General features: G+C 38.5%; 20 protein-coding genes. 8 read left to right on the top strand and 12 right to left on the bottom strand.

What is annotated here, in order from left to right; genetic code table 11:
- Positions 1–26: 26 nt before the first annotated feature.
- Positions 27–1709: a methyl-accepting chemotaxis protein gene (locus tag JBW_RS17670; RefSeq protein WP_007960715.1), complete on the bottom strand. Its 1683-nt coding sequence runs from the start codon at positions 1707–1709 to the stop codon at positions 27–29.
- 359 nt (positions 1710–2068) lie between these two features.
- Here JBW_RS17670 and uvsE point away from each other — a divergent pair, with 359 nt between their 5' ends.
- A complete protein-coding gene (uvsE, locus tag JBW_RS17665; protein ID WP_007960717.1) occupies positions 2069–3022 on the top strand; it encodes a UV DNA damage repair endonuclease UvsE in 954 nt (317 codons plus the stop codon).
- A gap of 175 nt (positions 3023–3197) precedes the next feature.
- Here the strand turns inward: uvsE and JBW_RS17660 are convergent, their stop codons facing one another.
- Positions 3198–3581 (bottom strand): winged helix-turn-helix transcriptional regulator, encoded by a 384-nt coding sequence (locus tag JBW_RS17660; protein WP_007960719.1) that lies wholly within the window; start codon positions 3579–3581, stop codon positions 3198–3200.
- A gap of 168 nt (positions 3582–3749) precedes the next feature.
- On the opposite strand from JBW_RS17660, the gene JBW_RS17655 reads away from it, so the two are divergent.
- A complete protein-coding gene (locus tag JBW_RS17655) occupies positions 3750–4334 on the top strand; it encodes a flavin reductase family protein (protein ID WP_007960720.1) in 585 nt (194 codons plus the stop codon).
- Positions 4335–4416: 82 nt separating this feature from the next.
- Here JBW_RS17655 and JBW_RS17650 read toward each other — a convergent pair whose 3' ends face one another.
- From JBW_RS17650 to JBW_RS17620, 7 genes are all read right to left on the bottom strand, one after another.
- Positions 4417–5361 (bottom strand): Bug family tripartite tricarboxylate transporter substrate binding protein, encoded by a 945-nt coding sequence (locus JBW_RS17650; RefSeq protein WP_036681961.1) that lies wholly within the window; start codon positions 5359–5361, stop codon positions 4417–4419.
- A 214-nt stretch (positions 5362–5575) separates the two neighbouring features.
- Positions 5576–6520 (bottom strand): tripartite tricarboxylate transporter substrate binding protein, encoded by a 945-nt coding sequence (locus JBW_RS17645; protein WP_007960726.1) that lies wholly within the window; start codon positions 6518–6520, stop codon positions 5576–5578.
- 158 nt (positions 6521–6678) lie between these two features.
- A complete protein-coding gene (locus JBW_RS17640; RefSeq protein WP_007960729.1) occupies positions 6679–7620 on the bottom strand; it encodes a tripartite tricarboxylate transporter substrate binding protein in 942 nt (313 codons plus the stop codon).
- Between the two features lie 99 nt (positions 7621–7719).
- Positions 7720–9237, bottom strand: a complete 1518-nt coding sequence (locus JBW_RS17635; RefSeq protein WP_007960731.1) for a tripartite tricarboxylate transporter permease — start codon at positions 9235–9237, stop codon at positions 7720–7722.
- 16 nt (positions 9238–9253) lie between these two features.
- Positions 9254–9673 carry a tripartite tricarboxylate transporter TctB family protein gene (locus JBW_RS17630; protein WP_007960735.1) on the bottom strand — a complete coding sequence of 140 codons (420 nt, stop codon included), beginning with the start codon at positions 9671–9673 and terminating at the stop codon, positions 9254–9256.
- A gap of 11 nt (positions 9674–9684) precedes the next feature.
- A complete protein-coding gene (locus JBW_RS17625) occupies positions 9685–11163 on the bottom strand; it encodes an ATP-binding protein (protein WP_007960736.1) in 1479 nt (492 codons plus the stop codon).
- Positions 11164–11523: 360 nt separating this feature from the next.
- Entirely contained in the window at positions 11524–12867 is a 1344-nt protein-coding gene (locus tag JBW_RS17620) for an amino acid permease (protein ID WP_007960737.1), read from the bottom strand.
- A 283-nt stretch (positions 12868–13150) separates the two neighbouring features.
- On the opposite strand from JBW_RS17620, the gene JBW_RS17615 reads away from it, so the two are divergent.
- Positions 13151–13783, top strand: a complete 633-nt coding sequence (locus tag JBW_RS17615) for a DNA-3-methyladenine glycosylase (RefSeq protein WP_235333940.1) — start codon at positions 13151–13153, stop codon at positions 13781–13783.
- 64 nt (positions 13784–13847) lie between these two features.
- Here the strand turns inward: JBW_RS17615 and JBW_RS17610 are convergent, their stop codons facing one another.
- Together JBW_RS17610 and JBW_RS17605 are read right to left on the bottom strand one after the other, a co-directional pair.
- The gene (locus JBW_RS17610) at positions 13848–14636 is read right to left on the bottom strand and encodes a TIGR03943 family putative permease subunit (protein ID WP_007960739.1); all 789 of its coding nucleotides are present in this window, start codon (positions 14634–14636) and stop codon (positions 13848–13850) included.
- 16 nt (positions 14637–14652) lie between these two features.
- Positions 14653–15612 carry a permease gene (locus tag JBW_RS17605; RefSeq protein WP_007960740.1) on the bottom strand — a complete coding sequence of 320 codons (960 nt, stop codon included), beginning with the start codon at positions 15610–15612 and terminating at the stop codon, positions 14653–14655.
- Between the two features lie 334 nt (positions 15613–15946).
- Between JBW_RS17605 and JBW_RS17600 the strand changes: the two genes are divergently transcribed.
- From JBW_RS17600 to JBW_RS17580, 5 genes are all read left to right on the top strand, one after another.
- Entirely contained in the window at positions 15947–16612 is a 666-nt protein-coding gene (locus tag JBW_RS17600) for an amino acid ABC transporter permease (RefSeq protein WP_036681963.1), read from the top strand.
- Positions 16593–17270, top strand: a complete 678-nt coding sequence (locus JBW_RS17595; RefSeq protein ID WP_007960745.1) for an amino acid ABC transporter permease — start codon at positions 16593–16595, stop codon at positions 17268–17270. The genes JBW_RS17600 and JBW_RS17595 overlap by 20 nt, the downstream gene beginning before the upstream one ends.
- Positions 17271–17283: 13 nt before the next feature.
- Positions 17284–18033, top strand: coding sequence for an amino acid ABC transporter ATP-binding protein (locus JBW_RS17590; protein WP_007960747.1), 750 nt, complete (start codon positions 17284–17286; stop codon positions 18031–18033).
- A gap of 25 nt (positions 18034–18058) precedes the next feature.
- On the top strand, positions 18059–18934 hold the full coding sequence (locus JBW_RS17585) for a cysteine ABC transporter substrate-binding protein (RefSeq protein WP_007960750.1): 876 nt from the start codon (positions 18059–18061) through the stop codon (positions 18932–18934).
- Positions 18935–19241: 307 nt separating this feature from the next.
- Positions 19242–22490 carry a DEAD/DEAH box helicase gene (locus tag JBW_RS17580; protein WP_007960751.1) on the top strand — a complete coding sequence of 1083 codons (3249 nt, stop codon included), beginning with the start codon at positions 19242–19244 and terminating at the stop codon, positions 22488–22490.
- Between the two features lie 62 nt (positions 22491–22552).
- Here JBW_RS17580 and JBW_RS17575 read toward each other — a convergent pair whose 3' ends face one another.
- Positions 22553–23203, bottom strand: coding sequence for a hypothetical protein (locus JBW_RS17575; protein WP_007960753.1), 651 nt, complete (start codon positions 23201–23203; stop codon positions 22553–22555).
- Positions 23204–23260 lie beyond the last annotated feature (57 nt).

The following is a 23260-nucleotide window of genomic DNA, read 5'->3' as shown; positions in this document are numbered from 1 at the left end:
AGGCATCTGTCAATGAAAAAATCCTGTTAAAAACGGAATTTATTTACGACTTCCTGCAGATTCTGCGCCATTTCGCCTAAAATCTGGCTGGAGGAAGCGATTTCTTCCATTGATGCCGATTGCTCCTGGGTGGCTGCTGATACCGTTTGTGTTTCTTCGGAAGTCTTTTTACTTAAAGCATCAATTTCTTTTACCGATAATACGATCACTTGGCTGCCATCGGCAATCTGCTGTATGGATGATGAAATATCTTTGATTTGCGTTGATACTTCGAGTATGAGCTGGGCAATTTCCTGGAATGAATTTCCTGCCACATCTACAACTTCGGCTCCTATTTTTACCTCGTTAGTACCCTTAGTCATAGCAATCACAGCTTCAGTAGTATCACCTTGAATTTCTCCAATTAGCTGCGCTATTTTTTTAGCGGCTTCTTGAGACTGTTCAGCTAGTTTTCTTACTTCTTCTGCAACTACAGCAAAACCTCTGCCTTGTTCACCGGCTCTGGCCGCCTCTATGGCAGCATTTAATGCCAGTAGGTTTGTCTGTCCTGCAATACCAGATATAGTACTAACGATTTGTCCAATTTCTTTAGATTGTTCTCCCAATTTTGTGATGACTTGGGCTGAGGTATTTACGGTTTTTTCGATTTGTGCCATTTGGTTAATGGCCTTTTCTATCGATTCGCCACCTTTGATCGCCGTTTCGGAGGCTTGAGAGGATTTTCCGGCTACAATCGTAGCGTTGTTGGCGATTTGTTGAATGCCAACAGACATTTGTTGTACCGCAACCGTTGTTTCAGTAAAAGTCGTTAGCTGCATCTGGGCACCCTGGGCCATATCGGATATGGAAGCCGCTATTTGACCAGCAGCTTGCGTGGAATGAGAGGCACTTGCTGTGAGCTGCTGGGAAGAGGTCATGACTTGATCGGCTGCATGGGCAACCCTTTCAATTACAAGACGCAGATTACTTTTCATTTGATTAAAGGAATCCGCTAACTGACCCAGTTCGTCGGAAGATTGTATTCTAATATCATCTACTGCGAGGTTGCCGAGAGTAATTTCTGAGGCAGCCTGTGCAACCAGTTTTGCAGGCATGGAGATTCCCCGGCTGATATAGATGCTAATACCAATGGCAATCGCTGCAACGAAAAGGCTAACGAGAACTAGCAGCAGTTGTACTTCACTAGCTTTTTGCGTACTATGTTCTTCTTGCTCTCTTACATATCCTTTTACTAATAATATAAGCTCTTTGGTTGCCGATATGGAATTCTCAGAAGGTTTGCCTGCCTGCTGCATGTAAATACCAACCTGTTCAATATTGTTGGCACGTTTTGCTTCAATGGATTTTGCTGCAATGGTATCAAAGGCCAACTTTTCTTTCTTTAATGTTTCTAAGACAGCCTGTGAGTTTTGAAAGGATAATGCATCTTGGAGTTTGTTGATTTTATCGTCGCCATATTTGCGATAGTTATCAAAGGTGGCTGCGTCAGCCAAATCACCTGTGAAATTAAAACGACGCATAGCCACAGCCTCATTTGATACATCTATGGCAAGTTCCTCAACCAGCTCAAGCTGATAGAGACTATCTCTCATAATTTCTTTTGAAGCTGAATTTAATTCACCCACTTGAAAATAAGTAAATGCACTCATAATAAAGACTAAAGCGATGACCACCATAAATCCACTTAAAATTTTTCTTCTGATTGTCATAATGAGAGCGCCTCCTTTTAAAAAGATAAAAAGTTACATATTCAGTTTAGAAAAAGATATTTATATATAAAAAAAAGCTGGCAGTTGAGCCAGCTTTAATAAGCGTGTACTTTGCTGTCGCAGCATTGCGACAAAATGCTTTGTATTAAATTGTATTATAACTATTATAATAACATAAATAGGAAATAGTCAATCTTATTCGTAGTAAATCTTGTTAAATTATGCTAAAAATATAATATTGTTGCAGAAATATCTTAAAATTTTAGGATTGAGGCATAATATTAGGAATAGGAACTGTAAAGTTAGGTACTTTTGGACAGACTAAATTCGATGATTTTTGGTGTGAAAGGGGTTAGTTTATGCGCATCCGCTTGGGGTATGTAGCCATAGCTTTAGGTATTTCTCAGGGGTCTCCCAATAAAACAACCACTGTACTTAACTTAAACAAAATTAAGGATAAAGAAGATCAGATTAGTAAGCTCAGGCGTTTGGCAGAAGAAAATTTAGCTACGCAGCTGCGTGTGATGCGTTATAATGTAGCCCATCATATTCAAGTGTTTCGGATTACTTCCCAACTAATTCCTCTAGCGACCCATCCCATTGCTTTTGGGTGGGATTATTGTGAGGATTTTCGCTCAGAATTGCTTGCCATTGGTGATATTGTAAAAAAACATGGATTACGGGTTAGTGCTCATCCCGATCATTTTACGATTTTGAATAGTCCACTTGAACATGTAGTAGAAGCGGCCCTTGCAGATTTGCGGTATCATGTGAATCTTTTTGAGGCTATGGAATTGGGAGCCGAAGCTAAATTAGTGCTGCATGTGGGGGGATTATATAAAGACAAAGCGCAGTCAATCGAACGTTTTAAGCTGATATTTCAGCAGCTTCCTGCTAACCTTCGAGAACGGATCATTATTGAAAATGATGATAAATCCTACACTGCCAAGGATGTACTCACCCTTTGCCAGGAGATAAAAGCACCTATGGTATTAGATGTACATCATGATGATTGCTGCAATGAGGGAATACATCTTGATGATATTCTGCCAGAAATATTTGCAACTTGGGGAAGCAGGATACCTAAAATCCATTTTTCGAGTGCAAGAGAAAGCTCAAATAGAAGAGCACATGCGGATCATATTGATGTGGATGAATTTTTGAGATTTTTAAATATCGCGAAGAAATGTAATCGTGATTTTGATGTCATGATAGAAGCAAAAGAAAAGGACTTGGCACTGTTTTCCTTAATGGAAAAGTTAAAGGAAACTTCCGGAGTAAAGGTTATCAATGAAGCTGAGATAGAGTATTAACATCATTAAATTAAATTATATTTGAAGATCCCTTGGTATTTTGTCGAAGAAGATGATATCGTGATTAAGAACTATAGAATAATAGTAAAGGTCTGGACTTCCCTAAGGAAATCCAGACCTTTACTATTATTCCATAGCCGTAAACAGGCAAAGAATGAGATTTTTCGAGAGACTACTATTGTGATAGGGAAGAAGATTCAGACTGGTGGCAGAGCAAGTCTTTTGTAGATGTTTCAACATCGTTTGCATAGTTAAGTCCCCATTGGCATAAGGTAGCTAATATGGGTAAAAGACTTTTTCCGGCTTCTGTAAGGGAGTATTCTACTTTAGGGGGGATCTGTGTATAAATGTAACGATGTACAAGTCCATCCGCTTCTAAGTCTCTTAATTGCTGGGTCAACATTTTTTGGGTGATTTGCGGTAAAGTTCTTTTCAGTTCACTAAAACGCAGTGTATTTTCACCTAAATGCCAAAGAATCAAGGATTTCCATTTTCCACCAATGAGATCTAAGGTTAATTCCATAGAACATTGGTATTGAATATTTTTGTATTGAATCATATTATTTCACTCCTAATGACATAACAGTATAAAAAAGGATACTACCTTACGAATAAGTGCGTACTTGTTTTAGCCACTTTTATTGTCTAATATTATATCATGAAAAATATTTTCGGTATAGGAAAAATAATATTGCTATTTTGGGTCTAAAAAGAAGGAGGTAACAATATGAAAAAATCATTAGGTGCAAATACGTTTGCTATGCCATCTCCCGTGTGGGTAGTGGGTTCTTATGGCGAAGGTGGTGAGCCTAATATCATGACAGCTGCCTGGGGCGGTATTTGTTGCTCCGCTCCGCCGTGTGTGGCAGTATCCTTGCAGAAACCTCGGGCTACATATCAAAATATCCTAAATCACCAAGCATTTACCATTAGTATACCCTCCAGCATTCATTTAGTTGAAACGGATTATGTAGGGATAGCCAGCGGAAAAAATTCAGAAAAGTTTTCAATTGCCAAGTTAACAGCTGTTAAAAGTGATCTTGTAGATGCCCCTTATGTGCAGGAATTTCCTTTAATATTAGAATGTAAGTTATTACAAGCAATCGAACTTGGCATGCACACACAGTTTATCGGAGAAATTGTAGATGCAAAGGCAGAAGAACATGTGCTTGATGAAAAGGGAATGCCAACGTTAGAGAAAGTAAATCCTGTTGTCTTTAGCGCGCCGGAAAGAATGTACTATCGCATTGGTCATCCTTTAGAAAAATCACATTCGGTTGGTTTGAAACTGAGGAAAATTCCAGAAAAATAAGCGAATAGAGTTATAAAGGAAGGTGATGGCAAAAGAACCATCACCTTTTTAAAGTAAATCGTGAGTTGTTAATAAATTGATACTATTTCTTTTGTTCTTTGATCTTTTCGGCAATGCCAGTTTCTTGCACCGTTTTAGTTAATTTTTGACTATCTGTCAGCCATTTTTCTTCAGATTCCTCTGGTCCTAGATAAGTAATTTGTAATCCTAAATTTTCCATATTCTTTTGAAATTCTGGATCGTCAATTACTTTTTTAATTCCTTGACTCAATTTCTTTTTTACGTCATCAGGTAGTCCCTTAGGTGCAGCTATTCCATTCCAGCTATTACAAACTACATCTAAGCCTTGTTCTCTAAAGGTAGGTATATTTGCAAAGACTGGGTCGGTTAGTCGCTTTTCGCCTCCTAATGCTAGTGCTTTTACCTTTCCGCTTTTTAACTGTTCTTTCACTGCTGCTGGATTAAGGAAAACAACTTGGATGTGACCGCCTAATAAGTTTGACATTGCCTCTGCGCCACTTTGGAAAGGAACTTGCTCTAATTGAATATTGGCCGCTTTGGCAAATGTTTCTCCCAGTACATGGTTTATACCACCTATACCTGGGTGACCAAATTTTACTTCTCCTGGGTGTTTTTTTGCATAATTAATCAAATCTTCAAGACTATTCCAAGGTTGATCGGATTGGACTGCCATTATTAAGGATAATTCAGTAATCTGTGCAATTGGATCCAACGCACTTGGATAATGATACTTGGTTGGACCATACAATGGCTGCAATATGATTTCAATTCCTGTCATTGCAAGAGTATAACCATCTGGAGGAGCACCAGCTACCTCATTCCATCCAATTGTGCCAGTTCCTCCTGGCTTGTTAACTACTACCAATGGCTGTCCTAAATGTGTAGAGGCTGATTTTTCCACCGTACGAGCGACGAGATCTATTCCACCGCCGACTCCAAAGGGAACAATGAGAGTAATCGGCTTATCTGGGTATTTGGTAGTTGCAGGAACCACTTTGTTTTCCATACTCGTACAACCTCCCAATAGTAAAATACTTAATAGACAAGATACAAATAATATGAAAGATCTTATGGGCACTTTATGACCTCCTATTGTTGCTATGTATTATACAAACCTTAAACTTTTATTTTTACAGCTATTATGAGAATACATAGTTGCAAGAGACTGTTTCATCATATTTAGAAAAATATCTAAGTAAAGCTATATTATGTGGTCGTTGTTATTTCTTTTGTTCTTTAATTTTTTCTACAATGCCAGTTTCCTGTACCGTTTTAGTCAATCTTTGACTATCTTTCAACCATTTCTCTGCTGATTCTTTAGGGTCTAGATAGGTAACTTGAAGTCCTAGCTGTTCTATATTTTTTTGAAATTCGGGGTCATTAATCATAGCTTTAAATCCATCGGCTAATTTATTCTTTACTTCAATAGGTAGACCTTTAGGCGCAGCAATTCCAAACCAACTGCTACCAACAACATCTAAACCTTGTTCTTTGAAAGTGGGCGTATTTGCAAAATCTGGATTCGATAGCCGATGTTCTCCTGCTACGCCTAATATCCTTACCATTCCACTTTTTACAAATTCGTTGGCTAATGCCGGAGTCAGGAATGCAACCTGAACATGACCACCTAACAAGTTTGTCATTGCTTCTGCTGCACTTTGGAAAGGCACTTGTTCAAGATTGAGTTTTGCAGCTTTAGAGAAAGATTCTCCAGCAACATGACCTATACCACCTATGCCTGAATGACCAAATTTAATTTTTCCTTGATGCTGTTTTGCATAAGCAATAAAATCATCAAGATTTTCCCACGGCTGTTCAGCTAGAATGGCCATTACCATGGGTGATTCAGAAATCTGCACAAGGGGCTCCAAGGCAGTTGGATAATGAAATTTAGTTGGACCGTACAAAGGTTGCAATAATACTTCAATTCCTGTTATACCAAGAGTATAGCCATCTGGGGTGGCTCCAACTACTTCATTCCAGCCAATCGCTCCAGTTCCTCCAGGTTTATTTAGAATTACCAAGGGTTGTCCTAATTGTGCGGGCGCTGTTTTTTCTAGTAAACGAGCCACTAAATCCATACCACCGCCAACACCGAAAGGAACAATCAGAGTAATAGGCTTATCGGGATATTTTTTTGTCTCAGTAACCGTTTTATTTTCCATACTCGTACAACCTCCCAATAGTAAAATACTTAATAGGCAAGATACAAATAATATGAAAGATCTTTTTGGCACTTCATGACCTCCTTGTTGTTATGGTATACAAAGTCTGAAGGTAGGAATTTTTAATGGAAAACCGTTAATCCTTGTGTGGAACTGGATTATTTTTTTTGTGCTTTGATTTTATCCAGAATCCCAGTTTCTTGTACCGTTTTAGATAATTTTTGGTTTTCTGTCAGCCACTTTTCTTGTGATTCTTTTGGACCTAAATAGGAAAATTCAAATCCTAACTTTTCTATATTTTTTTGGAATTCAGGATCATTAATGATTGCCTCAAATCCTTTAACCAATTTATTTTTTACTTCCACTGGTAAGTCTTTGGGAGCAGCAATAACATGCCAATTACTGCAAACAACATCTAATCCTTGCTCTCTAAATGTAGGTGCATTTGCAAATACAGGATCTTTGAGTCGATGTTCACTTGCTACTGCTAGTATTCTTACTGTCCCATTTTTGACATGCTCTTTAACAGAAGCTGGGTTTGTAAAGAGAACTTGGATATGTCCTCCTAACAAACTTGCTGTTGCTTCTGCTGATCCTTGGAATGGAACTTGTTCGAGACGTATATCTGCTGATTTAGCAAGCATTTCTCCTGCAACATGACCTGTAGTGCCCATACCTCCGTGCCCAAACTTAATTTCTCCTGGATGCTTTTTAGCGTAACGAATTAGCTCATCAAGGTCTTTCCATGGTTGAGTATCTTGCACTACCATTACTATTGATAATTCAGCAATTTGGGCAAGAGGATCTAAAGCAGTAAGATAATGGTATTTGGTTTGACCATATAGAGGTTGCAATATGATTTCCACTCCGGTCATACCTAAGGTATAACCATCTGAACTGCCAGCTACTTCATTCCACCCAATAGTTCCAGCTCCTCCTGGTTTATTAACAATCACTAAGGGTTGTCCCAAATACTCAAGAGCCCTTTTTTCTAGTAAACGAGCTACCAGATCTGTGCCGCCTCCTACACCATAGGGAACAATAAGAGTAATCGGCTTATCTGGATACTTACTGGTTGCAGGAATCGCTTTATTTTCCATGCTCGTACAACCTCCTACTATAATTGATAAAACCAATAGACACAGAACCAAAGAAATCAATATTTTCCTTTTCACGACATCCTCTCCTTTTTTTATAAATTAAGAACGGTTAGCATCTAACTCCTTTCTTTTGTTATTGAATTTGGTAAACCATGTGACGAAGTTATACAAAATAACAATAAACCCTAGGGATAGGATGGTGGCTGCAAGTGGGCGGGTAATAAATGTCCATATATTGCCGTTGCAAATGATTAATCCTTGTGTCAATCCTCGTTCTAATTCTGGTCCTAAGACTAAGCCAATGATCAAAGGACTTGGTTCAAAGCCTGCCCGTTGCAGTAAGAATCCTAAAATGCCGAAAAAAATGACCCATATCAAATCAAACATGCTGTTATTAATGGAGTAGGCACCGGTGAGGGTGACTACTGCCACTAAAGGCATGAGGAAATTGAGCGGGGTTTTAAGCAGTTGAACGAAAACTCCGATAAGAGGTAAATTGATGATCAATAAAAGGACGTTGCCTATATACATACTGGCAATAAGACCCCAAAAAAGCTCAGGCCGTTCGGTTATTAATGATGGACCGGGAGTAATACCATGAATCATAAAGCCACTGAGTAAAATTGCTGTTGCTCCGCAAAAGGGCAGCCCCAAAGATAGCAAAGGTATCATTGTAGCTGAAATGGCTGAATTATTGGCCGCTTCTGGACCTGCGACTCCTTCAATTGCACCATGACCAAACTCCTCAGGATGTTTACTATAGCGCTTTTCCAGCCCATAGGATATAAAACTCGATATGGTTGCTGCAGGGCCCGGTAATAAACCTACCAAAAAACCGACAATCCCTCCGCGAAACATAGGAGTTATAGAGCGCTGCCATTCTTCTTTCGTAGGGTATAAATCACGAAATTTTACGGAGGGTATATCTGGTTTCGCATCAGCGTGAGTCATAGCCGTTAGAATTTCGCCAATGCCGAAGAGCCCCATGGCTATAATGGATAAGTCGAAACCTCTGTCTAATTCATCAATGCCAAAGGTAAAACGGCTGATGCCAGACAAGCTGTCTAGTCCGATGGTACTTAGCATGATACCGATGACAGCCATGAGGGCAGACTTAAGTGTGGAAGTGCCAGTTAGTTTGGATAATAGGATTAAACCGACTAGGGAAAGAGAAAAATATTCAGGCGGCCCAAAAGCCAGTGCAGCCTGAGCTAACGGCGGGGCTAGCAAGGTCAGCCCGATCAGGCCAATGGTGCCAGCAATAAAAGACCCAATGGCAGAAATGGCTAACGCTGCCCCGGCTCGTCCCTTTTGTCCCATGGGATATCCATCTAAACAGGTAACCACAGAGGCTGCTTCTCCAGGAACGTTGAGTAAGATAGAGGTAGTAGAACCTCCGTACTTAGACCCATAATAAATCCCTGCGAACATAATGAGTGCGGCAGTACTGTCCATGCCATAGCTAAAAGGGAGTAGTAAGGCAATGGCACTAACGGTATCAATTCCTGGCAATACACCTACCAATGTGCCAATTAAGACTCCAATAATACAAGATAATAAATTTGCTGGAAGAATACTTACGGAAACTCCTTGGAGCAGCAGGTTCAAAATATCCAAATCCTTACCTCCAATTCTATGGTAATGCGACTTTTAAATAATAGGTGAATAATAGATGAAATGCAGCAGAACCACAAAAGGAAATCGCTAAGGGAACTCTCCAGCCTGATGTGTCAGCTACCTTAAATAAGTAAAATAGGAATATAAAAGTTGCAGCGAAATAGCCAACAATAGTTAAAATCATCAGATAAAATGCAAAGCCAATAAGAATAAATAAAAATTTTGTCCAGTCGACGGCATCTTTATTTTTAGTCTTTTTTAATCGAAATTGGCGAAAAATGAGAAGCAAAGATAATAACAAAGCAGTGACTCCCGCTAGATTTGGCAAGAATCCAGATTTAGGCGAGCCAAGAGTCCCGAAAGTGAATTCTTGTGCCCAATACAAATACGTTAAACTGCCAATCAAAAATAGCAGAGAAATTATTTTCTCAATCATTTTTACCACCTCTATTTTGGAATGCTTAGACTGGTATCTTTAACAGAAGATAAAGTATCCGATGAAATCGGTTCAAATTCTATTGTGAAAACAGTACCTTCTCCTAGTTCGCTGTTAATGGAAAGGGTTGCTGCATGGCGGTGTACAATTCGATAGCAAACGGCTAGTCCTAAGCCAGTACCATTATCTTTTGTAGTAAAAAAGGGCGTTCCCAGTTTGTCTAGATCTTCTTTTGGTATACCAAGACCATGATCTTTTATGGATAATACTACTTTTTGCTCATTCTGAGCTGTAATGATGTGGATTAAACCACCCGTAGGCATGGCATCTAATCCATTTCGAACCATGTTAAGAATCAACTGGTGAATGCTATCTTGATCTAAAAATAGAGGCGGAATTTCGCCTAGAGAAATTTTAATATTACTATTGTTGCGTAAAGCATCAGCCTGTATTAAAGGATAAATATTGCGAATGATATCGTTTAAGTTATTTTCGGAGAAATTCATGGCCCTATTTTTTGCAAGGGATAGAAATTCTGTAATAATCTTATTTGCGCGGTCAATTTCATCAATCATTAGACTAAACTTTTCCTTTTGGTTAGCGAACTCTTGCTTGTTTCCCATAAACTGTAGTAAACCTCTTACTGTCGTCATAGGATTTCGTACTTCATGAGCAATGCCTGCCGCCATTTCGCCAATAATATTCAAGCGATCGAGACGAGTCATTTTTTCCGTTTGTTCACTGATATATTGCAAAATAGGAGTAAATTCAGCTACTTCACTATTAAAATTACCAGTGCAACCATTCAGAATTCTTTCAGCGAATAGTTGCATATCTTTTTTTAACTTATTGAAGAGTTCACGAAAGATTACAATGCATACTAATAACATAAAAATGGCTGCCATCAGGGTGTTTATCGTTCGTTTCCACATGGCTGCATTTACAGCATCTTGATTGATTGCAGCAAAAGCATGACCGATAATGACACCATTACGATCTGTGACTGGCCTAATATGAATGATCGCATTGGCACCATACCATACTAGTGAATTTTTTCGTTCTATGAACTTTTCGGTATCAGAGTAAAAAAACTTTTTAAACGGTTTCGTATCGATTCCTAATAATATGGAAGCATCAGAATGGGGACCAATGGCTACAATACTTTCGTGTTCCAGAGAATAAAAACCAAATTTTATGATGTTGGATGGTACGAGTACAGCTTGTAAGACAGGTTGAAGTTCATGATTAATGGTCATAATTTCTTGCTGAGTTGATTGAAAGGGTCCATGGTTAGCGGCAATATCACTAAAAGAACCTTCAGGTTTTTTTTTAATAAGAAAATCAGTAATAGACACAAGCCATAGGGCATTTTTCTCATTTTCTTCTTGCAAAGACAGCCAAAGATTATGAACAGTAACAGTGATCATGAGCAACAAAACAACACCAATTATCTTTAAATTAAGCTTTGTTGTTAGGTTTATTTTTTTCACTGTTTTGGCACCTCTAATGCACATTTTAAGTATATGAATATAATTCTACAATTTTCTACAATTATTTCCACGTTTTTCTAGAAATGTACAAATTTTCTTTAATAGTAATTTTACTTCGCCAATAAATGGGAAAATCCTTTTTAGTTATGTGTAATCGTGTAAAGCAAAATAAAGGGACAGTTTCGCTAGGGTTCCAAAAGAATCCTAGCGAAACTGTCCCTTTATTTTGGCATCATCCTTATTGCGAGCGTAGTGAAGAGATTTGTCTTTTCAAGTTCTTCGACTACTTCGATAATATTAGTTGTTGTCGATCTTTGTAGACACCAAGGTACTCTTTTTATTATAGAGAATATGCAATAATTAACTATCTTTTTTATTGATCCATAGATTGCGGATCAAATAGGCAATACTAATGAGTAACATGAGCAGTAAACCTGAGTATAGACCTGGCAGCTGATCTGGATACAAAGGAGTGGAAAGGATCGAAACGAAGATAATAAAAAAACAAATCCAAGAGAGATAGGGATAGAAAGGAGCTTTATATTTTAATTTCTCTGGACTTTTAGTAAGGATTTTTTTACGATAATAAAAATGGGTAGCGGATACGCTCATCCAATTGATAAGTGCCAAGAATCCGCTGGCACTGACGGTATAAATAAATATTTTATCAGGCAAATAATAAGAAAGTATGGCTCCGCATAACAGTACAACGCCACTAATCGTAACCGCTGCTATGGGAACACCCTTACTATTTTGATACTTGGCAATTTGGGGTGCTTGGTTATTTTTGGCTAAAGAGAATAGCATGCGGGATGAGGAATATACTTGAGAATTAAGAGCAGAAACCCCAGCGGTTAAAAGAATGAAGTTTACAAGATCCCTGGCATAGGGAATTTTAAAAATCGTAAATAGCTGTACAAAGGGACTGATGGTTTCATCCAGTAAATCTAAGGGCAGCAAAGTAATAATAAGAAAAGCTGATAGAGCGTATAGCATTGTTACTGAAATCGTGATAAATTTAGCCGCTGGAGGCACTGTTTTTTCCGGCTTTTCCGTTTCTACCGCAGCGATTCCAATAATACCTGTTCCTGTATAAGCAAATAAAATAAGGAGCATGGCGCCCAGCATACCTGAGAATCCTTCTAAGGGAGCTTGAAGGAGAGATTGGAATGGTATAAATCCTGTTGTGGCATCTCCTATGGAAACACCTGCTATAACTGTAAAGCCCATAATAACAAATATCACGAGGGTAGCTACTTTTGTAATAGCAAGCCCTAATTCAATTTTACTTAAGCCTTTCACGTCATTGAAATTTAACAGCGTAATTCCTAAGGCAAACAGTAGGCTGCAGACCCATAACGGAACCGTAGGCAGCCATAAGCGAAGAAAGATAGCGCAAGCAGTAACCTCACCAGCCATTCCTAATACTCCGCTGACCCAAAACATCCAGCCAATCATAAAACCCCACCACTCGCCAAAAACTTCTTGGGCATGTGCCTTAAAAGAACCTGAAACAGGGTTCGCGATTGTCATCTCAATAATAAAAGATACTTCCATCATCATAACGAGTCCGCCAAAGAGGTATGCAAAAGGTGCCCAGATACCAGCAACGCTGATTACAAGGCTGCTGGCCAAAAAGATGCCTGACCCGATAATATTGCCTAAAGCCATAACGATAAAGTCTTTTTTATTAAATGCTGTCAAAGGATCAACCTCCTGGGATATAAATCGTTACCTTGTATTTTTACTGATTGTTAGTCTTGTTATACTTAAAATTAGTAAAAAAATAAAACAATCGAACCACAAAGGCGCAAAGGGCACAAAGGGGTATAATTTATTTCTGCGGTCCACTTTGTGTGTCGTGTTAGCGGCATTGTGCCTTTGTGGTTCCTTAATAGTAAAAAAGACACGTTGCCAGTGTCATATCAAAAGAGTAAGAGTATTCGCTTCAAATACAATGAAGGTATTTTTCCAAATAACCAGAAGGATGATACTTAAAATCTATTCCTTACAAGAAGGTGATATTTTGAAGAAGTTAGAGAGAAGTTTCTATGAGCGGGCCACTTTAGAAGTTGCAAGAGATTTATTAGGAAAATACATGGTTCACGAGACCAATGATGGCAGGACAGTTGGCAAGATTGTAGAGGTTGAGGCGTATGTGGGTTCCATTGACGCTGCATGTCATGCTTATAATAATAAATACACGAATCGAACCAAAGTTATGTTTGGCAAAGGTGGATATGCGTATGTGTACTTAATTTATGGTATGCACTACTGTATGAATATCGTAACCAATCAAGAAACGTATCCAGAAGCTGTATTAATTAGAGCATTAGAACCTATTGAAGGATTGGAGATCATGGAAAAGCGCCGGAGAACCGAATCCATTTTTAATTTATGCAGCGGCCCAGGAAAGTTGTGTCAGGCAATGGGAATTACAAAACTGCAAAATGAGATGGATTTATGTGGGGAAAGCATGTTTTTATTACATGGTGAAACGATTATGCCCGAGGATATAGCAACTACTCCTCGTATTAATATTGATTATGCTAGAGAGGCAAGAGAGTACCCTTGGAGATTTATTATAAAAGACAATCCCTTTGTGTCAAAAGGAAAATAGGCATATTAGTACCTCCTGTGATGAGGTACTAATATGCCTAATAAAAGGAAAGGGAATTGACAAGTTAATTATAAGGATATACGTAAGGGTCTTTTGGTGCTTCAATTTTTTGCAGAGAGGTAATTTTAATTGATGCAGCATCTTTGCCGTCGTATGTAACCATTTGAATGATACCTTCAATAGACAGCCAGGTTCCATCAGGATACTTTTGGATTTCGATCCCTTCACACATGACTCCATAAGGTAAAGAATCGGCAGTACAGCACATAACGACATAGCGTACCAGGGAAATTTGGTTATTGGTCAGCCCTGGAATTTGGAATACAAATCCCGTCATGGTAATCTTTTTTCCTGCATATTCATTAGGAAAATTATTTATTTCGCACATCGCTTCCGTATAATTGAGATTTGTAACCTTAATGGTATCCATTTGGCCGAATACTGGTGCTAAAGGACGTGGCAAATCTTTTATAGAATGAGTAATAGCGCTGGATTGGCTATTGAGTCCCTTACTGCTGACAAGATTTGCATTTAGTGTATTTTCGGGCACTGCAAAGGCTAAGAGGAGGATCATAAAGAAGGGGGTATATTTTCCGATGCTGGAATGTTTATGGCAATGCTGCTCATAAACACTAGAAGTGGGCAGCAACGTATCTATGATTTGTATGACAAGCATAGGTACTAATAAAAGATAGGATATCTGAGTGAGTACTATAAATTTTGGATTGATATATAGGGGTAATTGTTTAGTAATATCAAGCCATAGGAGTAAAATGATAAAACCAAGAAGAATGATGGATTGTATACAAGCTCCGTTGTTGAAAGACCGCAGATTTCTTTTTCTAGGTTGCAATAAACCCTACCTCCTTTTACAAGTGATTGATCAGATAGGCTGCACTGGAGCACAGCATGATAATGATCAATGTGAGGCAACATACAAATTTGGTGCGGAACGTATGTAACAGCATGAGAATATTTTTAAGATCAATCATAGGACCAAAAACCATAAAGGCTACAAGGGAGCCTAATGTAAAACTACTAGAAAAGGAGGCAGCGATAAATGCATCAGCAGCTGAGCATACCGAAATGAAAAAGGCGAATACCATCATAACTCCAATGGATAAGGATGAATCTTGCCCCAGAGTTAACAGCATTTCCCGAGGAATCGCGATCTGTGATAATGATCCCAGCATAGCGCCTATTACTAAATATTTCCCCATTTCAAAAAACTCATGGCAGGCATCTCGAAGAGTATTGATCCATCTATGAAGGGGAGAATACCCAGGATGGTGGCTATTTAGTGTATGTTGACAGCATCCATGGGAATGACCGTGGATTTGACTTGGTGATTTTAGCTGCCTGCCCTTAGTAAATCCATTGAGTAATAATCCAGTACATAGGGCTACCCCAAATGCTGTTCCGAGACGCAATAAAACTACATGTATATTGTTTTGAAAGGCAAATGCTGTTGCTGCGCTTACAACAGGATTTACAATTGGAGCAGCCAGCATGAAAGCAATAGCCGCAGGCAAGGGGACTCCTTTCAAAATCAAACGTCGCACAATCGGTACCATACCGCAGTCGCATACGGGAAATAGAATACCCAGAAAGCAGGCCATGAAGATGCTGCGGATATTACTTTGGGGTATCATATTGCGTATGGTATTTTCCGAAACAAAATTATTGAGTAATGCTGATACAATAACACTCATCAGTAAAAAAGGAAAGGATTCAATAACAATACTGAGTAAGATAACTTTAAAATTAATCACATGATTCCAATTATCAGTCCATACAGCAGCAGCGATCGTTGCTAATGCATCTTCCACAAAGACTCCTCCCTAAATTAGCAAGATGAAGAATAAACAAGTTCAATTATAAATATGAGAAGCTTGTTCATATTATGTTAGTATTTTTTAGAATCGTTTTTTGCTTATTATTCTCATTCATGTATTGACAAATGGAAAGGAGAATACTATAATTTTTCTTACAGAGAATTGTATTATTTTTTTAACATACTACATAGGATTGTCTCTTGTGAAAATATGAATATCGGCTGATTAGAAAACTAAAGGCCAAAAGAATGTGGTTTATAAACTACTTTCTTTTGGTTTTTTTATTTTTCTTATTTTTCCCGAAAAGAATTTAGATGGTGGTGAATGTATGGATATTAATTGGCAGTTTATAATAAGCACGCTGCCTTTATATCAAAAGGCAGCGTGGATTACGATAAAGCTTGGTTTCTGGGGTACGTTGCTGTCCGTAATCATTGGTTTGGTGTGCAGTATTATATTATATTTTAGGATAAAGGTTTTAAAAGAGCTTGTTGAAATATATGTTGAACTTTCTCGTAATACTCCTTTATTAATACAGCTATTCTTCTTATATTTTGGGCTGACAAAACTAGGCATAACCATGAGTGAGACCACTTGTGCCATTACCGGTTTGGCGTTTTTGGGCGGAAGTTACATGTCAGAGGCCTTTCGCAGCGGAATTGAAGCCGTGAGTAAGACACAAATTGAATCCGGTCTGAGTATTGGTCTTTCTCAAACGCAGTTGATTCGCTACGTAATTCTTCCTCAGGCATTTGCGGTAACCATGCCATCTTTAGCAGCCAATTGCATCTTTTTATTTAAGGAGACTTCGATAGTAGGAGCCATTGCCATTGCAGAACTTATGCACGTAACACAAGATGTCATTGGTATGTATTATCAAACATTTGAATCACTGTTCATGCTGGTGGTTGCCTATCTGATTATTATTCTGCCCTTATCATTCCTGCTATCCTGGTTAGAAAGGAAGGTGCGTTATGCAGAATTTGGGAATTAATGTTCTATTTGAAGGAACGACACTGCAGCGTTTATTCGAAGGATTGATGATGACAGCGGGAATTGCGTTTCTCTCCATTATCATCGGATCTTTCTTAGGTGTAGGAATGGGACTGCTGAGAACATCCAAGTCAAAAGTAGTACAGTTTATCTGTCGTTTTTATCTTGAAGTCTTTAGAATCATACCGATTCTTGTGTGGTTGTTTATTGTTTATTTCGGTGTGACAAATGCGTTGGATATTCATCTAGATGGTGAAATTGTTGCCGTGATTGTATTTAGCCTGTGGGGCGCGGCGGAAATGGGGGACATTGTCAGAGGGGCATTAGAATCTTTGCCCAAACATCAAATTGAATCTGGAAAGGCTATTGGGCTTAGCTTTTGGGGACTCTACAGATACGTACTGATACCCCAGGCTGTAAGACGTATGCTGCCTGGAGCGATTAATCTATCAACAAGAATGGTGAAAACAACATCTCTGGTTGTTATGATTGGTGTTATTGATGTGGTAAAGGTAGGCCAGCAGATTATAGAAAGATCCGTCATAAAAGTGCCGACTGCATCTTTTTGGGTTTATGGACTGATTTTTATCCTGTACTTCATTATCTGTTATCCTTTATCCACGCTATCAAAGAAACTAGAAGCAAAATGGGAAAATTAAAGAAGGAGTTGCAATGAATAAAGAAAATCATCAAGTCTTGCTTGAAATTAAAGATTTGCATAAAGAATATGACACAAGGACCGTATTAGACGGCATTCATCTGCGTGTACATAAGGGTGAAGTGATCGTGGTACTAGGTCCGTCAGGCTGTGGGAAAAGTACATTATTGCGATGCTTGAATGGGCTGGAAAGCATTCAAGGCGGCGATATCCAGTTTAATGGTGAAAGTCTTGTCGGTTCCAATGTGAATTGGCAAAAAACTCGTCAAAAAATTGGTATGGTTTTTCAAAATTATGATCTTTTTCCGCATATGACAGTCATTGAAAATATTCTTTTAGGTCCAATCAAGGTACAAAAGAGAGAGAAGAAAGAGGTGATGGAGCAGGCAACCCAGCTGCTGGAAAGAGTAGGATTATCTGATCGCAAAGATTCCTATCCCCGTCAGTTGTCAGGGGGACAAAAACAAAGAATTGCCATCGTAAGAGCCTTGTGTATGAATCCGGAAATTATGCTTTTTGATGAGGTTACAGCAGCACTTGATCCTGAAATGGTAAGAGAAGTGTTAGATGTTATACTGGGGCTGGCAAAGCAGGGCATGACCATGATGATTGTAACTCATGAAATGGGATTTGCTCAGGCCGTAGCCGACCGAATTCTGTTTATTGATGAAGGAAAAGTATGTGAAATGTCCGAACCTAAAGAATTCTTTACGAACCCCAAAACAGAGCGTGCTCAGCAATTTTTAAATATATTTCAATTTTAAAACAAAAAAGAAGGGAAGTTGTATCATGAAGAATATCAAAAAAATCCTAGCCGTTTTCTTTAGTGCCGTTATATTAGTAGGAATCTTAGCAGGCTGCGGCTCAAAAGCAACAACAGAAATTAAAAAAGATCAAGCAGCAGCAAAAAGCAGCATCGAGGAAATCAAACAGCGTGGAAAAATCAAAATTGGTGTATTTAGTGACAAACCTCCATTTGGCTTTGTAGATGCCAATGGCAAAAATCAAGGTTTTGATGTGTTCATAGCCAAACGATTTGCTAAGGATCTGTTGGGTGATGAATCAAAAGTAGAGTTTGTCTTAGTGGAAGCAGCAAGCAGAGTTGAATTCCTGCAAGCAAATAAAGTGGACCTGATTTTGGCTAACTTTACTGTTACCGATGAACGCAAGCAAAAAGTTGATTTTGCGAATCCATACATGAAGGTTGCTCTTGGCGTAGTGTCTCCAAGTGGCGCACCGATTACTTCTGTGGACCAATTGAAAGGTAAAAAATTGATTGTCAACAAAGGCACAACAGCTGAAACCTTTTTCACCAAAAACTATCCAGATATCGAATTGTTAAAATATGATCAAAATACAGAAGCTTTTGAAGCATTAAAAGATAAACGCGGTGTTGCTTTGGCTCATGATAATACATTGTTATTTGCCTGGGCAAGAGAAAACACAGGTTATACCGTTGGTGTTGCTTCATTGGGCAGTCTTGATACCATTGCTCCTGCAGTTAAAAAAGGTGATACAGAACTTCTTAACTGGGTGAATACAGAATTAGAAACGTTGGGTAAAGAGAACTTCATTCACAAAGCATATGATGCAAGTCTAAAACCTGCTTATGGTGAATCCATTGATCCAGAAACCGTTGTAGTAGAAGGCGGAAAAGTGAAGTAAGACTTGCTCATCCTTACAATATAAAGATCAAGCGGCTGATTTTCGAAAGAAAAAAGCCGCTTGATCTTTATTTCTAGCTAGAGAAATGCATAACGTTATGTAAAAAACGTTGAAACGCGAAGACGCGAAGAAATATTTTTAAAAGAACGAGCGCGAAATGTTTTTCTAAATTTTGTATATAAAAAATTAAATAAGAAAAAGGTAAATTTATAGGAATGAAAGAATAAAAATTAATGAATGTTTTACGTTGGGTTGTTGAAGAAATGATTTATAGTATAGGCCCCATAAAGAAAGGAGGGGCAGTTTGGTGCTAACAGATGCAAAAATTCAAGAAAAAGCTGCAACTAGCAGTTCCTATGTAAAAGGCTGTCAATATTATCGAAACGGGAATGTGAAGGATATAAAATATTCGCAGCATGAACAGGCGTATAGAGCCCAGGTAGTAGGAAGCGAAGTATATACAGTAAGGGTTAATTTCAATAATTATCACGAAGTGGACGGATATGAATGTGATTGCCCGGCATTTTCTAGTTATTATCATGGAATGTGTAAACATATTGTCGCTGTCTTAAAGGTAATGCAAGCTCATTGGGAAATCTATTTTGGTGAAGGAAAAACAACCATTCTGACTCATGCAACCCAGGAACTATTAGATTTTTTTAATCATGACATGCTAGAACCTAGCTCGTATCAGTCAATACCCATTAGAATGATACCTACCTATGGTTTTTCTTTAGAATCAAGAGGGAAACGGAGTTGGCTGGAGTTTTCCCTTGGAAACGAGAAACTGTATGTTATGAAGAATATTCCTCAACTTCTGGATGCTCTAGATACCCAGGAGGAGATTGTTTATGGTAAAAACTTTATATTAAAACCACGGGAAGTCATGTTTGATGAGCAAGCCAAGTCGTTACTCCATTTATTACAGTCTGCTTATGCTGATGACAAACAACTTGCAGACTGGAATCCCTATGCTTCTTCTGTATCCGCTTTTGGCGATGCGCGGCGCTTGAAACTGACTAATTCGAATATGCTGAAGTTTTTTACGATAATGGAAGAGGTTCCATTTTCCGTGGAGATCAATCATGAGAAAGTTTCTGGTGTCCGGGTTGTTAAGGAACGGCCAGCTGTCAATTTATCGGTGAAGGCGGTTGTAGGGGGCCTGAAGCTTAGGATGGAGACCGGGAATGATGTATTCTATGGATTGGATACAGATTTTCAATATATTTATCATCAGAAGACAATCTATAAAGTTGATTCCTTATTTGCCAGTTGTATCAAGCCGTTGATGAAGTGTTTTTATGAAAATAAGAAATCGGAAGTATACATTCCAGAGGCGGAAGCAGCCAATTTCTTTTCCTCTGTAGTACCTGCTTTAGAGAATATTGGAACCGTTCATATTAGCACCACGCTTCTTAAGAAATTTCATAAGGAGCCACTAGAAATAGAAATATATTTTGATCGATTTATAGATGGCATTCGTGCAAGAGTTGGCTTTAAGTATGGTGATCTAACCATTGATCCCTTAGCTCCATCTGAAGGAATGTTGCATACCATATCTGGGAAAATGCTGTTGCGTTCGAAGAAAGAAGAAAACCGAATACTTACCCTTTTTCAACGCTATGGCTTTGCGATAATGGAAGGACAACTTGTGCAGGCAGATGAAGAGAAAACCTACGATTTCTTACAAGAGGGACTGCATCAGCTGCAAAATGTTGCAGAGGTTTTTTATTCTGATGATTTTAAAAATAGTAGAATTACCTATACAGGTAGAGTTTCCGCGGGAGTGAAGCTGAATACTAAAACGGATATGCTGGAGTTTTCACTGGATTATGAAGATATGCAGCCCAGTGAATTATTTGCCTTATTGGCTTCCTATAAATTGAAGAAACGCTATCATCGATTGGAAAATGGCGCATTTATTCCTCTTGATTCGACTGACTTACAGATCGTGAATAGGTTGATGGAACAGCTTGAACTAAACCCTGCTGATATAGAAAATAAAGTTATTGAATTGCCTAAATATCGCGCCATGTACATTGACAGCCTGGCTAGAGAATCTAGTGATTTTCACATGGGGCGGGATTACTCTTTTCGGAAAATGGTGCAGGACATTTTGGAGCCCCAGGATGTAGAATACGCGATTCCAGAGGGGATTCAAGGAAAACTCAGAGAGTATCAAAAAGTTGGTTTCAAATGGCTGAAGTCCCTTGCCAGTTATGGCTTTGGGGGTATATTGGCTGACGATATGGGCCTGGGGAAAACCCTGCAAGTCATTACCTTTCTTATGTCTGAGAAAGAAAGTGAAGATATTCCTTCTTTAGTCATTGCTCCTACTTCCCTTGTTTATAATTGGCAGCAGGAAGTAGAGCGGTTCGCGCCTGCCTTAAAGGTGATGATCATTTCCGGGAATCAAGAGGAACGACAGGTACAATTGAATCATATTGACGAAGTCGACTTGGCTGTGACCTCCTATGCGCTGATGAAGCGTGATATTGAGTTCTATGAGAGCCGAACTTTCAAGTATTGCTTTATTGATGAAGCCCAGCATATTAAAAATCCAAATACACTAAATGCAAAGTCGGTAAAAAAAATTAGAGCAAAAGGATATTTTGCTCTGACTGGAACACCAATTGAAAATACATTAACAGAATTATGGTCAATTTTTGATTTTATAATGCCTGGCTATCTAAAAACCCATAAATCCTTTTCGAATCAATTTGAAATACCCATTAGCAAGAATCGAGAAGAAGAGGCTCTCACGGAGCTCGGACGCTACATTAAACCTTTTATTCTTAGAAGAATGAAAAAAGCAGTTTTAAAAGAACTTCCCGAAAAGATTGAAAGTAGAATGGTCAATGAAATGACTGAGGAGCAGGCCAAATTATATGCTGCCTGGATCTTGCAAGTGAAAACAGAATTTGAAAATGAGGTGCAGAATCATGGTTTTGCCAAAAGCCAGATCAAGATACTGTCCTTATTGACCAGGCTGCGGCAATTATGCTGTCACCCGTCTCTATTTATCGAGGACTATCATGGCGGCAGTGGTAAATTGGAGATGCTGACAGAGTTACTGGAGGATGCAGTAAGTGGTGGACATCGGATTTTGTTGTTCTCCCAATTTACGGGAATGTTAGCTATTATAAAAAATGAGCTGGAATCCAGAAATATCGGATATTATTATCTGGATGGGTCTACGAAAGCGGAGGAACGTATCAAACTTGTCAACTCTTTCAATGGGGGTGAGAAGGATGTCTTTCTCATATCACTAAAAGCTGGCGGTACAGGATTGAATCTGACTGGTGCGGATATGGTCATCCATTATGATCCCTGGTGGAACCCTGCAGTGGAAGAGCAAGCTACTGACCGAGCGTATCGCATTGGGCAGAAAAATTCAGTACAGGTATGTAAATTAATCACTAAGAATACGATTGAAGAAAAAATTTATGCATTGCAGCAGAAGAAACGTGAGATGATTGATGCGTTAATTCAGCCAGGAGAGAACTTCTTGGCTAAAATGAGTGAAGAGGAGATTCGTAAATTATTTGAGGCGTAAAGACCCTTAAGATAAAAGGACTGTTTAGCATTTGGCTTCTTGCAAGCGCTAAACAGTCCTTTTCATACGATACATCCTATTTTATTGTTCAAGATTTTTACAAAGGTTTTTTGAATAAACATATCTGTATAAAAAATCGCACACATATTATAAAGCTGCTGAATCGTCAAGCCGATATCTTCCTCTAACACTTCGGTAAATTCTCTTGTACTTACTAAGTACTCTGCAATTTCAAATGTGCTTTCAAAGACTCCGATATGTAAAATATAGCTGTCTTTATTCCAGAAAGCATTAAATTTAGCACAAAATTCTTTGATCTTTTTCATACATAATGAATTTTCTAAATCCCAGTACGTATTTAGTTCTTCAATGGCATTTTTCATGATATCCACATAAGGGGAATCCGATTCTGTAATGGACTCAATCAATGCGTGGCTAGAACATATGGGGATGAATAAATCTTGATTATCCTTATGGATCGTATAAAAAAAAGCTACTGGAAGATAGATATATTGGATAAATCCTAATAATGACTTTGCATCGGGGTAACATGCCCAATTATTATCTACAGTATCTCTAGCATAATCAATCACCGCTGTATTGATAAAAATAGCATCTTGTGCACAATCCAAATCAGTAAAGTAGTTCGTCCAAAGATCTTTCTTCTTTAATAAAGCACCTTCCCAATAATTATGATTATTGTATTTGCACATTTATTTTGACCCCTTATAATAAGAAATAATCACTGTCAAGCACACAATTTAGTGTTG

The organism is Pelosinus fermentans JBW45, from assembly GCF_000271665.2.
Lineage (GTDB): Bacteria > Bacillota > Negativicutes > DSM-13327 > DSM-13327 > Pelosinus > Pelosinus baikalensis.
Note: the sequence above shows the minus strand (reverse complement) of the source record. Positions and strands in the feature narration are given on the sequence as shown.

Coding starts and splice junctions, on each gene's coding strand:
- JBW_RS17670 (WP_007960715.1), bottom strand. CDS start 1,709: ATGACAATCAGAAGAAAAATTTTAAGTGGATTTATGGTGGTCATCGCT.
- uvsE (WP_007960717.1), top strand. CDS start 2,069: ATGCGCATCCGCTTGGGGTATGTAGCCATAGCTTTAGGTATTTCTCAG.
- JBW_RS17660 (WP_007960719.1), bottom strand. CDS start 3,581: ATGATTCAATACAAAAATATTCAATACCAATGTTCTATGGAATTAACC.
- JBW_RS17655 (WP_007960720.1), top strand. CDS start 3,750: ATGAAAAAATCATTAGGTGCAAATACGTTTGCTATGCCATCTCCCGTG.
- JBW_RS17650 (WP_036681961.1), bottom strand. CDS start 5,361: ATGGAAAACAAAGTGGTTCCTGCAACTACCAAATACCCAGATAAGCCG.
- JBW_RS17645 (WP_007960726.1), bottom strand. CDS start 6,520: ATGGAAAATAAAACGGTTACTGAGACAAAAAAATATCCCGATAAGCCT.
- JBW_RS17640 (WP_007960729.1), bottom strand. CDS start 7,620: ATGGAAAATAAAGCGATTCCTGCAACCAGTAAGTATCCAGATAAGCCG.
- JBW_RS17630 (WP_007960735.1), bottom strand. CDS start 9,673: ATGATTGAGAAAATAATTTCTCTGCTATTTTTGATTGGCAGTTTAACG.
- JBW_RS17615 (WP_235333940.1), top strand. CDS start 13,151: ATGATACTTAAAATCTATTCCTTACAAGAAGGTGATATTTTGAAGAAG.
- JBW_RS17600 (WP_036681963.1), top strand. CDS start 15,947: ATGGATATTAATTGGCAGTTTATAATAAGCACGCTGCCTTTATATCAA.
- JBW_RS17595 (WP_007960745.1), top strand. CDS start 16,593: ATGCAGAATTTGGGAATTAATGTTCTATTTGAAGGAACGACACTGCAG.
- JBW_RS17590 (WP_007960747.1), top strand. CDS start 17,284: ATGAATAAAGAAAATCATCAAGTCTTGCTTGAAATTAAAGATTTGCAT.
- JBW_RS17585 (WP_007960750.1), top strand. CDS start 18,059: ATGAAGAATATCAAAAAAATCCTAGCCGTTTTCTTTAGTGCCGTTATA.
- JBW_RS17575 (WP_007960753.1), bottom strand. CDS start 23,203: ATGTGCAAATACAATAATCATAATTATTGGGAAGGTGCTTTATTAAAG.